Genomic DNA, 12,137 nt, shown 5'->3' on the forward strand with positions numbered 1-12,137 from the left:
TTCTCGTCATTGTGGTGCAATCTTCGGTAAGTGCCGTCGACGAATGACCGGTGCGCCGGGGACCGAAACGAGATGCCTGACGATACATACGGTGATCTCCGTCTTAACGATGGAGGGCCGCTGGTAGTAGGAGTTGGCGCTTCCGCCGGAGGGTTGGAGGCGTTCCAAAGTCTGTTGGCGTCCCTGCCGCCCAAGCATTCTCTGGCGCTCATCCTCGTTCAGCACCTGGATCCCGATCACGAAAGCCTTCTACCCGAGCTTCTGGCCAAGCGGACCGAGACCCCCGTCGCAACGGCGGAGGACGGCACCAAAGTCGAACCGGGCCACATTTACCTGATCCCGCCCGGCGCGTTCATGACGATCGATGAGGGCCGGCTCCGGCTGACCAAGATGTCGACGCCGCGCGGTCTGCGGCGCCCGATCGACAAGTTTTTCGAAAGCCTTGCGTCGGATGTCGGGCCCCGCGGCGTGGCCATTGTTCTGAGCGGTACAGGGTCTGACGGCAGCATCGGCATCCGGGCAGTGAAAGAGGCCGGCGGCCTTGTCTTCGTTCAGGACCCGAGCCAGGCAGAGTATAACGGGATGCCCAACAGCGCCATTGAGACGGGCGCCGACGACATCGTCCTGCCGACGCAGGACATGTATGACGTCATCAGCGATTACTTCTCGATCCGGAGCGACCTGAAGCCATCTGTCCTGTCTGACGCCGAGTTTCTGCAGCGTGTGGCCAAGCATATCCGCTACCGCACCGGCCACGATTTCGGGCAGTACAAGCACGCGACCTTCCTGCGCCGGATCGCCGTGCGCATGTCCGTTCTGGGCCTGAGCGAGCCAAATGCCTATCTGAAAGAGCTTATTTCGAACAAGAGCGAGGCGGCGAAGCTTTTCCGCGACCTCCTGATCAACGTCACCAGCTTCTTCCGTGACCCGCCGGCATTCGATTCTCTGCAAACCGAGGTGATCCGGAAGATCGTGCAGAACAAGGGAGCCAGCGACGAGATCCGCGTCTGGGTTCCGGGCTGCTCGACGGGACAGGAAGCCTTTTCCATCGCGATGCTCATCGCCGAGGAGCTGGAGCGCACCGACGGTGACGCGCAGGTGGCGATCTTTGCCACCGATATCGATGAAGATGCGCTCCGCATGGCGCGCAAGGGGCATTTCCCCAACTCAATTATCGACGAAGTGCCCGAGGCGCTGCTGGCGCGGTATTTCACCGTGACGCCCGACGGCTATGAGGCTACGCCGAAGCTCCGCGAAATGGTGCGGTTTTCGAACCAGAGCATTATCAAGGATCCGCCCTTTTCACGGATCGATCTGGTGTCCTGCCGGAACGTGACAATCTACTTCGACAACGAGTTGCAGGACTTCGCGATAACCGTCTTCCACTATGCGCTGAAAGAGGGCGGCTATCTGTTCCTCGGCCCGAGCGAGACGCCCCGGATCATCGACGACCTGTTCATCACGGTCGATCAGCGCAATCGTATCTTCCAGCGGCGTCAGGGTCCGTCGCGGCGGCTGAACTTCCCAATTCAGAATACGACCGCCGTCGTTGCGCCTGACATGACGGCTGAACTCGAAGCCGAGACGCTTTACCGCGATCCTCTGGCGCATCCTCTGATTTCGCGCTTCTCGCCGCCCTTCGTCCTGACCGACGGTTCCGGCCGGCTGCATTATACCTCAGACCGCGCGTCGAAATATCTCCGAATCAAACCGGGTTCCACGCGGATGGTGATTACCCAGCTCATCATCCCTGAGCTGGAATCCAGCCTTAGACGTCTGATCGTCAAAGCCGATGGCGGCAGCGACGTCAAAGAGGTCGAGTATCGGGGCGAGATCGACGGGCAGGAGGTTCGGATCGTTCTAGGCCTTGCGCAGCTCGAAGACGGCTCGCGTCTGATCGTGATCGACGACAGGCTCGACGCCCATGCTGATCGCCCGATCGTCATGCAGCGCCAGAGCGCCGATACGGGCGACTACGTGCAGGAGCTCGAACTCGAACTTGAGCGCGCGCGCGAGACCATTCGGACCACCATCGAAGAGCTCGAGACATCGAACGAAGAGCTGAAAAGCTCGAACGAAGAAATGATGTCGATGAACGAAGAGCTTCAGTCGGCGAACGAAGAGCTCTCGACCACAAACGAAGAACTTCAAGTCAAGATCGCGGAACTGCGAGACGCCAATCAGGACATGGCGAACCTGATGCGTTCGACCCGGATCATCACGATCTTCCTCGACGACGAGCTGCGGTTGAGGTTCTTCACGCCCGAATCGCGCAACGCCTTCCGTTTCGTGGACAGCGACCGGGGGCGGCGCATCGACGATATCGGCAGTGATGTCGACATGGTCATGCTGACCCGGATGTGCCGTCAGGTCCTTGAGTCGAAGGTCCCGATTGAAGAAGAGATCTCGTCGGTGGGCGGTGAGAAACAGTTCCTGCTGGATATCGAGCCCTACACGGGTGAGGGAGGCCCGACACGGGGTGGTGTCGTCTGTACGATGACCGATGTGACGGCGCTGAGACGCGCGCTTCACACTGCCGAGTCCGAGCGCAGTTCAAGCCAGCGCCGTCTCGCCGAGATCGAACAGCTTTACTATGTCAGCCCGCAGGCCATGGCCCTTTTGGGTACCGACGGCACCTATCTGCGGATCAATCAGCGCATGGCCGAGATCAATGGCCTCGGCGTGGACAGCCATGTCGGCCGGCACATGCGGGACGTGGTGCCCGATCTGGCCGCACAGGTGGATGACGCCTTCGGGATCGTCATGGAGACCGGCTCGCCCGTTCTCGCGCGTCGGATGGAAGGCAGAACACCCGCCAGTGGCAGCGAGAGGCGGCTGTTCCTGACCGACTGGTATCCGGTTCAGAACAAGGGCGAGACCGTCGCCGTGGGTGTGAACTTCCGCGATATCACCGAACAGACCGAGATGTCGGCCGAATTGAAGCGCGTGATGCAGGAGCTGCAGCACCGCGTGAAGAATATGCTGGCTAATGTGCTTGCACTGGTATCGCGGGCGCGTCGGGATGCGACGACCGACATGGCGGTTCTGGACACGCTCGCCTCGCGGATCAATGCGCTTGCCCACACGCACAAGGTGTTGACCGAAGAGAACTGGCGCGCCGCCGATATCTACGCGCTGATCGGGCCGGAAACGCGCGACATCTACGGCGAAGATCGCGTTTCGCTGAAGGGGCCGCCTCTGAAGATGAATGCGCGCGCCTGTCTTGCCATTGGTATGGCCATCCACGAGCTTGCGACAAACGCCGCCAAGTATGGCGCGTTCTCGACAGATGCCGGGCGCGTGTCGTTGCACTGGTTCCGGCTGGATGACGGCAACGATGACAAGGTGGTCTTCACCTGGACGGAAAGCGACGGACCGCCCGTTCCCAAGCGCGAGCGCTCCGGCTTCGGCAGTCAGCTCATCGCCTCGACAATCACCGGAAGCCTGCATGGTGACGTAGTGTTCGACTGGCAGGAGAGCGGCCTGAAAGTCACTTTGTCGGTACCTTACGAAGAACTGAATGTGGTTAATGAAGATGTTGTCTACGATTTTCTCTGACCGTTCGATCCTCTACGTCGAAGACGAGATTATCGTGGCTCTGGAAATCTCCGAGCACCTGCGCGATCTCGGATTCTCGGATGTTCGTGTGGCGCATACGCTGCGCGCAGCCGAGCGCGAGCTTGAAAAGGGCGTGCCGGATTTCGCGCTGCTCGACGTCAATCTCGGAAACGGCGAGCGCACGTCTGAACTCGGGATATCTCTCAGGGAGCAGGGAACGCGCGTTCTTTTTGCCTCGGGCTATAACAAGGGCGAGTTGTCCGAGCGTCTGCAGGCGTTCGACTTTCTCGAAAAGCCGACCAGCCATGAAGATATTCGGAACGCCCTGGTGCGCATTGCGGATAACGGCAAAGCATAAAAAAATGGCGGGCCCGGGGGCCCGCCAGTCAGGATGATGCCAACAGGGAGGACGTTGGCAATCAGAAACCTGAGAATTACTTCGCGGTCGCCTTCTTGGCGGCGGCGGTCATGTCGTCGGTGGCCTTCTTGACGGCTTTGGTGGCTTCGTCGCCCATGTCCTTGCCAGCGGCCAGCATCAGTTCGACGGTTTCCATCTGAACTTTCTTGGCGACTTCGGCGAAGGCAGCCATCGACTCGGCACTCATTTCAGCCTGAGCCGAAGCGAAGTCGGTCATGGCTTTGGTGTAGTCCGCCGGATCGTCCTTGACGTTGGTGACAACGCCGAACTTGCCGATGGTCGCTTTGGTCCACGAAGCCGAAATCTCGGTCGACTTTTCAGCAGCGTCGAGAACAACTTTCGACATCTTGTCGGCAAAGGCAGCCTGGGTTTTGAAGGCGTCCTGCATCGCGGTCGTGTCGACCGGGAAGGCACCCATCATGTCTTTCATCAGTTTGGTGTAGTCGTTGGTCTTGGCCATGGTCTCTCTCCAATTTGTCTAACGTGTTTGCGGGGAGGACCCGCTTTCTGCGTCTGCAAAAGGATATACATGCTGCAGCGCAGCAAATCAACCCCTTTGCTGCACTGCAGCAAAAAAATTCTTTCTGAATAAATCAGACAGTTAGGCCTTTTTAGGCGTTTCCGAGACGTATTTCCCGGGCGCAGGGCCCAACACCGGATAGCCCTTGGCCTTGCCCGGGATGCGGGCTTTGACCTGACGACCCGACCGCTTGCCCAGCCATTCCTCCCAACGGGGCCACCACGATCCCTCGTGAAACTCCGCAGCCTTGCGCCAGTCTGCCGGCGTGCCCGACCAGTCGCCGTTGGTGTAATGGCCGTACTTCTTCTTGGACGGCGGATTGACGATGCCGGCGATATGACCCGACTCGGACAGGATGAACGTCTTCGAGCGGCTGCCCATCTCCTGGACGCCCGCATAGCTCGACGTCCACGCCGCGATATGGTCCGTCTCGCAGGCAATGGCGCAGACCGGGACCTTGACGTCGCTGATCTTCAGCGTCTCGCCGAACATCTCGAACCCGCCCTTCGCGAAGCGGTTTTCCTGGCAAAGCCCGCGCAGGTAGTCCATCGCCATGCAGGCGGGAAGGTTCGTGCCGTCGCCGTTCCAGTAGAGCAGGTCGAAGGCTGGCGGTGCCTCGCCCATCATATAGCTGCGGATCGCGGGCTGATAGACAAGGTCGTTCGAGCGCAGGAAGCTGAACGTCCGGGACATGATGAACTTGTCGAGAATACCATTTTCCGAGACCTCTTCCTCGATCGCGTCGATAAAGTCGTCGGACAGGAACGCGGTGAACTCGCCCTGATCGTCGAAATCGGTCAGCGTCGTGAAAAGGGTTGCGGATTTGACAGACTTGTCGCCGCGCTTTTCCATCAAAGCCAGCGTCAGCGACAGCGTCGTGCCGGCGATGCAATACCCGATGGCGTTGACCTGATCCTCGCCAGTGATCGCCTTCACTTCTTCGATCGCGGTCAGATAGCCCTTCTCGACATAGTCGGAGAGGCCGTAGTCCTTGTAGGATGCGTCCGGGTTCTTCCAGCTGACGACAAACAGCGTGTAGCCCTGTTCGACGATCCACTTGATCAGGCTGTTCTGGGGCTTGAGGTCCAGGATGTAGAACTTGTTGATCCAGGGCGGAAAGATGATCAGCGGCGTCTTGGCGACAGTGTCGGTCTTGGGCGCGTATTGGATCAGTTCGAACAGGTCGTTGCGATAAACGACCGATCCTTCAGAGGTCGCGATATTTTCGCCCACCCGGAACGCGTCCTTGTCGGCCAGCGTAACGAGAAGGTCGCCGTCGTTCGCCTCGATATCGCGGACGAGATTTTCAAGGCCGTCGACCAGAGACTGGCCCTCGGTCTCGACCGCCTTGGCCAGCGCTTCGGGGTTGGTGCCCAGGAAGTTGGACGGGCTCATCATGTCGACGATCTGGCGTGTGAAATAGCGCACGCGCGCCTTGTCCTTGTCGTCCAGCCCTTCAAGGTCGTCCACTGCCTCAAAGATCGCCTCGGACGAAAATAGATACTGTTGCTTCAGATAGTTGAAGTAGGGATGCGTTTCCCAAAGCGGGTTCTTGAAGCGGCGGTCGGTCGGGCTGTTGTCCTCGGGCGGGGTCAGCTTGCCCTGCGCCAGCATGTGCTGCGCATCGACGTAATGCTTCAGCGCCTTGCCCCAATAGCCGATCTGATGCTCGATCAGCTTCGACGGATTCGACATCATTTCGGCCATGTAGGCCGCAGCCGCCCGGACATAGAGATCCTGCCCGGGGCCCTCGAGGCCCGGATGATGGTGTTTCTTCTGCGAAATGGCCGCGACGAGGCGCTGCGACAGCTCTTCGATCTTCGCAAGATTCTCGTTCATGCGGTCCAGTTCGGGCGGGGAATTGGTTTCTTCTGTTGTCATTTCAGGGCTTAAGGCTTACTTTGCAGGTGCAGCATTCGATGTGAATGCCCGTTGTTATTGACCTTATCCGTCGAGAGCGCATAGGGCAAAGCGACGTTTTGGCCCGCCGGCCTGACCATGAGGATCGACTAATGCGCTACATGATGACCTACGACCTCATGGAGACGATCCGGATTACGAACCAGTGGGCCGGCGCCACCGCTCAGGCAATGGCGTCCTATCCCATCTGGGGGACGGTGCCGCATCCCTCTTTCCGCATGATGGCGGCCTGGGGCGAAGTCACCGAACGCACCTTCTCGCGCATGATCGTAAAGCCGGACTGGGGAATTGACGCCGTCGTTGGCTCGGATGGCCGCGATCACATCGTGAGCGTCGAGACCGAAATCGCACGCCCGTTCGGCGACCTGATCCGCTTCCGCGTTCAGGGGCGGCCCGAAAAGCCTCGGCGGATCATGCTGGTCGCGCCGATGTCGGGTCACTACGCCACGCTTCTGCGCTCCACCGTGCAGAGCCTCCTGCCGGATGCCGAGGTCTGGATCACGGACTGGCACAACGCCCGCGACATCCCGGTGTCCGAAGGCAAGTTCGATATCGAGGACTACACCCTCTATCTCGCCGATTTCATGGAGCATCTCGGCCCCGACCTGAACGTGATCGCTGTCTGTCAGCCCGCACCGCTTGCGCTGGCGGCAACGGCATACTTGGGCGCCGAAAAGCCCAAGGCGCAGCCGAGGACCCTGACCCTGATCGGCGGTCCGATCGACCCTGATGCCGCGCCCACCGATGTGACCGACTTCGGTCGCCGCGTGACCATGGGCCAGCTTGAACAGTTCATCCTGCAGCGGGTCGGCTTCAAATATGCCGGCGTGGGCCGCAAGGTCTATCCGGGGATGCAGCAGCTTGCGTCGTTCATGTCGATGAACGCCGAGACCCATACCACGGCCTTCGTCGAGCAGATCATTCGCGTCGCCAAGAACCAGGCGGGCGACCATGACAAGCACAACCGGTTCTATGATGAATACCTGGCCGTGATGGACATGACCGCCGAGTTCTATCTCTCGACAGTCGAGCGGGTCTTCAAGAACCGCGAGATCGCGCGGAACGATTTCACCGTCGCTGGCAAAAAGGTGGATATCGCCGCGATCACGGACGTCGCGGTCAAGATCGTCGAGGGCGAGCGCGATGACATCAGCGCACCGGGCCAGTGCCTTGCCGCGCTGGACCTGCTGACCGGCTTGCCGAAGTCGAAAAAGGCCGCGCATCTCGAGCCGGGCGCGGGCCACTACGGTATTTTTGCCGGCAAGAGCTGGCGCAACAATATCCGCCCGCTCGTTCTGAACTTCATCGACGACAACGCGCCCAAGGCCGCGCCGGCGAAGGACCGTAAATCCGCCTGACCGGCCTCAGGTCCAGTTGACGGCGGCACCGCCCGGCAACGCCGCGCGGGCGCGCATCGGGAATTCGGGTTTGTAGTTCAGATCACGGCAAAAGCCGGTGATCCAGGCGTCGTCCATCAGAAGAAAATCCAGAACCGAGGCCAGGAATTCCGGGTCCTGCGCGCGCGACTTCAGGTCATCTGCGCCAGCGCCGGTTGAGCCCATGAACACTGTCACGAGATCGTCCTGGCCGAGCAGCCAAGACAGCGCCTCGATGGCGAGAAGTTCGGCCGAATCCCGCGATAGCGGCGTCATGGCATGGCTCCGGAAAGGCTTTGTTAACCCTTATAAGCGAAGACTGAAGCGACAGAGAACAATTGTAAATAAATTGAGGCGATCCATGACCAGCCGTGTGGCCATTATCGAGGACAGCTCGGTCGCGCGAATGCTGCTCTCGTCCCTTCTGACGGCGGGACACTATGATGTCTCGGTCGGCGCCTCTTCCGAGACAGACGCATTGCTGGAACTACCCCCCGACGCTGTTCTGCTTGGGCCCGGTGTCGAGGACGCCGTTGCACTGATCCCGGCGATCCGGACGAAGACAGGGGCCTCCGCGCCGCCGATCCTCGTCCTGAGCCGCGACACCGCGCCAGCCCAACGGCTGGCCGCGCTGCAGGCTGGCGCGACAGAGGTACTGCGCTATCCAATCGACGCGGGCCATTTCCTGGCCCGACTGCGGAGCGTGATCCGAAGCGCGGAGCCATTCCGCGAACTGCGCCGCCGTCGCGTCGCGTCGATGCAGTTCGGCTTCGCGGAAAGTGCGGCCACTTTCGAGCGGCAAAAGCGGCTTGTCCTCGTATCGGAAAACGCTGAGCCCTCAATGATCGACTGGCCGGACCTGCCCGGGGTGCGTCAAGAACGTTGCGGCCGCCGTGAGGTTCTGTCCGCCGATGCACAGACCCGGCAGGTGGAAGCGTTCGTTCTGGATTGGAGCGGCACGTTCTCGACGGCGCCCGTTCGGCAGCTTCTGCCCGAGCTGCGGGCGCGCGTTCATACCCGCCATGCCGGTATCGTCGTGCTGCATGATCCCGACGACGATCTGGCGGCGGTGCAGGCGCTGGACAATGGGGCGACGGACGCGGTGCCGCTCGATGTGGCCCGCGAAGAGATCGCGCTCAGGCTCGAACGAGTGCTGGCGTTGAAGGGGGTCAAGGACACGCTTCGGCGCTCGACCGAGGCGAGCGTGGAGCTCGCGGTGCGGGACTCTCTCACCGGTCTCTACAATCGGCGCTATGCCGAGGCCTATCTGGCCGATCTCGTCTCCGACCGCGCGGCGGATCAGGCCTTTGCGCTGATGATCGCGGATATCGACCATTTCAAGGCGATCAATGACACCTACGGCCACGCGGTGGGCGACATGGTCCTCAGAAAGGTGGCGGACCAGCTTTGCCAACAAACCCGCGCGGTGGACCTTGTCGCCCGTTTGGGGGGCGAGGAATTCCTCATCGTGCTTGCCGAAAGCAATCTCGCCCAGGCGCGCCACGCGGCGGATCGTCTCCGCAATCGCGTCGGACGGTCCCCGATCAAGCTGGATGATGGAAGCGAGGTCGCCGTGACGGTCAGCCTTGGTCTGAGCATGGGGGACGCGCGCATGATCGAGCGGCTTCGCGGCGAACGGCGCCTGACCGCACCCGCAATCGGGCTTGGCGACGGCATCCTGTCCGACCTGATCTCGCGCGCCGACCGGGCGCTTTATCGCGCGAAGGCTCTTGGCCGAAATCAGGTGCAGGTCGCCGTCTGAGCCGGTGCTGCCCCCTCAGTCGCGGGGCCGGCGGCGGAACGCTCTTTCAAGGCGTTCGGCGTAACCGCGACGTTCTTCGACGCTCATCCCTTCAAGACGGTCCAGGAGTAGCGTCTCGCCGATGTCCTGACGCCTGACCGCAAGCTGGCGCTGTTCGGCCAGGATTGCCGCGACCCGTGCGCGGTCGAAATCCTCGGCGGCGATGGCGGAGAGAAGCGCCTCAAGGCGCGCGCGCAGGTCGGCCCGGTTCGCGCGCAGACGATCCCGGTTTCCGACCATTTCGCGCAGGAAGGCCCGCCGATCGTCCTCGTCCAAAGCCCGAACGAAAGGCTCACCGATCAGCGAGCGCGCCGCACCCGGTGGACGTTCTCCGTCGCCCCGCATCAGCGCACCGATAATGACCCCGGCCACGAGAAGGTTCAGCGCAAGAGACACCACCAGCAGTGGCCACATCCAGCGGCGATGCGGTTTTTCGGGCATACCAGGCGCGCTCATTCGCTGTCCTCGCCAAGATAGAAGACGCTCGGGTCCGCGCCGGCGATGAAGGCGGAGAGGTCATAGCTTTCCGTATCGACGAACGACAGCCCGGCCGGGAGACCGGTGCCGCTGTTCAGGCCGATGACGACACCCACGGCGGTGGCCGCCGTCAGGCTGCCTGCGGCTGTGAGCCATTCGAACAGGCGACGGCGCGGGGCAGGGCGCGAAGCGGTCGGTGTGGCGGACGGAAGCCCGTCGATATCGGCCGCGATCCGGTTCCACAGCCCGTCAGGAACGGCGGCCGGTGCCTGTCGCGCCGTCTGAAACAACAGGTCGAGACCTGGATCATCCCGTTTGTCGTCAGTCATCCTGATACCCCAATGCGTCCTTCTGTCCCTTGAGCGCCTCGGCCAGGGCCCGCTTGCCGCGGGCCGTCAGACTTTCGACGGCCTCGACGGTGATGTCCATGATCTCGGCAATCTCGGGATTGCTCATTTCCTCGATATGACGGAGCGACACGGCGATCCGCTGCCTCTCGGGAAGGCGCGCCATCGCCCGGTCGAGTGCGGCCAGACGTTCGGCGTCGGTCATCCGGCGGACCGCGTCTGTCAGGTCGGCAACCGGCTCGGCCACGCTGTCGAGTGGCACTTGAGGCCGTCTTGCCCGCAAACGGTCTGTCGCCAGGTTGATCGCGACGCGAAACGCCCATGTCGAGACCTGCGCCCCTTCCTGCCGCCACTCCGGCGCCATCCGCCAGAGCCTGAGCAAGGTCTCTTGCACGATGTCCTCGGCCTCGGCGGCATCGCCGGTCATCCGGGACACGTGGCGAAAGAGCCGGGGCGCCAGCCGCCCGGCCAGCGCCCGCGCCGCCTGCGGGTCGCCATGCCCGACCCGCACCAGAAGCGCGGCATCCGGCGTGTCGGCCCATGGGTCCGGTCGTGGAGATGAAGCGCTGTTCACCCGGTTTGGGTAGCGCCGGACACACCATCTGGCAATCCGGCGCCGTGCCCGTCGTCAGTTCCGGTGCCCCTTGCCCCAGCGGTCGCCCCGGCCTTCGTGGCCACCGCCGCGGCGCTCGGCGAAGTGCTCCATCGCGGCGTCGAACTCCTCTTCGCTGACCCCGCCCGAATTGTCGGCATCGGCGCGCCTCAGAAGCCGCTCGCCCATTCCGCGGCCCTGACGCGCCTCGACGGCGTCGCGCGAGACCATGCCGTCGCCGTCGGCGTCCAGCCGTGAGAACATCTCGGCGGCGCGTTCGCCGGCACGCTCGGCGGCATGTGCAACGAATTCGGCTTCGCTGATTGCACCGTCGCCATCTGTGTCGAGCGCTGCAAAGCGTTCAGCGCGAAGCGCATCGAGATCGCTTTCCTCGATCTGGCCATTGCCGTCCGCATCAAGCGTCGCGAAATCCATGCGCGGCCCGCCTCCGCGCCCGTCCTGTGCGATGGCGACCTGGGTTCCCAGCCCGATCAGCGCGGCGGCTGCGATCAGCTTAACGGTTGTCTTGTCCATGGTGTTTTTCCTTTCTCATGGGCGTCTTGCCCGTCCATGCATCTTCAAACGGACGCCGCCCGCCTTTCCGTCGAAAAAAGAATCTGCCCTGTTCGGCGCGACATCCCGCCGCAAGGACGTTTCGCGCCATTCATCTGTCGCACGCTCCGATCCATGTAGAGGGACATGGCACAGGCGAGTGATGAAATGTTCGACGAAGGTATCCAGAAGGCCGAGTCCGTCTCGGACGAGGCAGAGCGCGACGTGCGCGGCTCGATGCTGCGCGGGTGGCGACGCAAGTGCCCGAATTGCGGCAAGGGCCCGATGATGAGCTCGTATCTCAGGGTGCGGGGAACCTGTCCCGTTTGCGACGAGCGTCTCGACGCCCACCGTGCCGATGATGGCCCCGCCTATCTGACCATCCTGATCGTGGGCCACATCATGGCGCCCGCAATCATCTGGGCTTTCACCACCTTCCGACCCGAGCCGATGGTTCTCGCCAGTGTCTTCACTGTTGGATGCGTTGCGTTGTCTCTCTACCTGTTGCCGAGGCTGAAGGGTGCGATTGTCGGCCTGCAATGGGCCAAGCGCATGCACGGCTTCCGCGAAAGCTGA

The 12,137-nt window shown here is 62.1% G+C and carries 12 protein-coding genes; 5 read left to right on the forward strand and 7 right to left on the reverse strand.

Annotated features, from left to right (window positions below; genetic code table 11):
• Nucleotides 1–72 precede the first annotated feature (72 nt).
• Both GQ651_RS00465 and GQ651_RS00470 read left to right on the forward strand, forming a co-directional pair.
• Nucleotides 73–3,558: a chemotaxis protein CheB gene (locus GQ651_RS00465; RefSeq protein ID WP_160762257.1), complete on the forward strand. Its 3,486-nt coding sequence runs from the start codon at nt 73–75 to the stop codon at nt 3,556–3,558.
• Nucleotides 3,536–3,916, forward strand: a complete 381-nt coding sequence (locus GQ651_RS00470; RefSeq protein ID WP_160762258.1) for a response regulator — start codon at nt 3,536–3,538, stop codon at nt 3,914–3,916. Before GQ651_RS00465 ends, GQ651_RS00470 begins: the two co-directional genes overlap by 23 nt.
• 76 nt (nt 3,917–3,992) lie before the next feature.
• Here the strand turns inward: GQ651_RS00470 and GQ651_RS00475 are convergent, their stop codons facing one another.
• Both GQ651_RS00475 and phaC read right to left on the reverse strand, forming a co-directional pair.
• The gene (locus tag GQ651_RS00475; RefSeq protein WP_160762259.1) at nt 3,993–4,436 is read right to left on the reverse strand and encodes a Phasin; all 444 of its coding nucleotides are present in this window, start codon (nt 4,434–4,436) and stop codon (nt 3,993–3,995) included.
• 141 nt (nt 4,437–4,577) lie between these two features.
• On the reverse strand, nt 4,578–6,377 hold the full coding sequence (gene phaC / locus GQ651_RS00480) for a class I poly(R)-hydroxyalkanoic acid synthase (RefSeq protein WP_160762260.1): 1,800 nt from the start codon (nt 6,375–6,377) through the stop codon (nt 4,578–4,580).
• Between the two features lie 131 nt (nt 6,378–6,508).
• On the opposite strand from phaC, the gene phaZ reads away from it, so the two are divergent.
• Nucleotides 6,509–7,774: a polyhydroxyalkanoate depolymerase gene (phaZ, locus tag GQ651_RS00485; protein WP_160762261.1), complete on the forward strand. Its 1,266-nt coding sequence runs from the start codon at nt 6,509–6,511 to the stop codon at nt 7,772–7,774.
• Nucleotides 7,775–7,780: 6 nt separating this feature from the next.
• Here the strand turns inward: phaZ and GQ651_RS00490 are convergent, their stop codons facing one another.
• The gene (locus tag GQ651_RS00490) at nt 7,781–8,068 is read right to left on the reverse strand and encodes a DUF3572 domain-containing protein (protein ID WP_160762262.1); all 288 of its coding nucleotides are present in this window, start codon (nt 8,066–8,068) and stop codon (nt 7,781–7,783) included.
• Nucleotides 8,069–8,153: 85 nt separating this feature from the next.
• Here GQ651_RS00490 and GQ651_RS00495 point away from each other — a divergent pair, with 85 nt between their 5' ends.
• Entirely contained in the window at nt 8,154–9,554 is a 1,401-nt protein-coding gene (locus GQ651_RS00495) for a diguanylate cyclase (protein WP_160762263.1), read from the forward strand.
• 15 nt (nt 9,555–9,569) lie between these two features.
• On the opposite strand, the gene GQ651_RS00500 is transcribed toward GQ651_RS00495, so the two are convergent.
• From GQ651_RS00500 to GQ651_RS00515, 4 genes are read right to left on the reverse strand one after another with little or no spacing between them, the layout of a single operon-like run.
• Nucleotides 9,570–10,049 carry a periplasmic heavy metal sensor gene (locus tag GQ651_RS00500; protein WP_160762264.1) on the reverse strand — a complete coding sequence of 160 codons (480 nt, stop codon included), beginning with the start codon at nt 10,047–10,049 and terminating at the stop codon, nt 9,570–9,572.
• Nucleotides 10,046–10,399, reverse strand: a complete 354-nt coding sequence (locus GQ651_RS00505) for an anti-sigma factor (protein WP_160762265.1) — start codon at nt 10,397–10,399, stop codon at nt 10,046–10,048. The genes GQ651_RS00500 and GQ651_RS00505 overlap by 4 nt, the downstream gene beginning before the upstream one ends.
• Nucleotides 10,392–10,991, reverse strand: a complete 600-nt coding sequence (locus GQ651_RS00510) for a sigma-70 family RNA polymerase sigma factor (RefSeq protein WP_160762266.1) — start codon at nt 10,989–10,991, stop codon at nt 10,392–10,394. The genes GQ651_RS00505 and GQ651_RS00510 overlap by 8 nt, the downstream gene beginning before the upstream one ends.
• 54 nt (nt 10,992–11,045) lie before the next feature.
• The gene (locus GQ651_RS00515) at nt 11,046–11,543 is read right to left on the reverse strand and encodes an EF-hand domain-containing protein (RefSeq protein ID WP_160762267.1); all 498 of its coding nucleotides are present in this window, start codon (nt 11,541–11,543) and stop codon (nt 11,046–11,048) included.
• 165 nt (nt 11,544–11,708) lie between these two features.
• Here GQ651_RS00515 and GQ651_RS00520 point away from each other — a divergent pair, with 165 nt between their 5' ends.
• The gene (locus GQ651_RS00520; RefSeq protein WP_227257914.1) at nt 11,709–12,137 is read left to right on the forward strand and encodes a DUF983 domain-containing protein; all 429 of its coding nucleotides are present in this window, start codon (nt 11,709–11,711) and stop codon (nt 12,135–12,137) included.

It is taken from the genome of Kangsaoukella pontilimi, from assembly GCF_009830125.1.
Taxonomy (GTDB): Bacteria; Pseudomonadota; Alphaproteobacteria; order Rhodobacterales; family Rhodobacteraceae; genus Kangsaoukella; species Kangsaoukella pontilimi.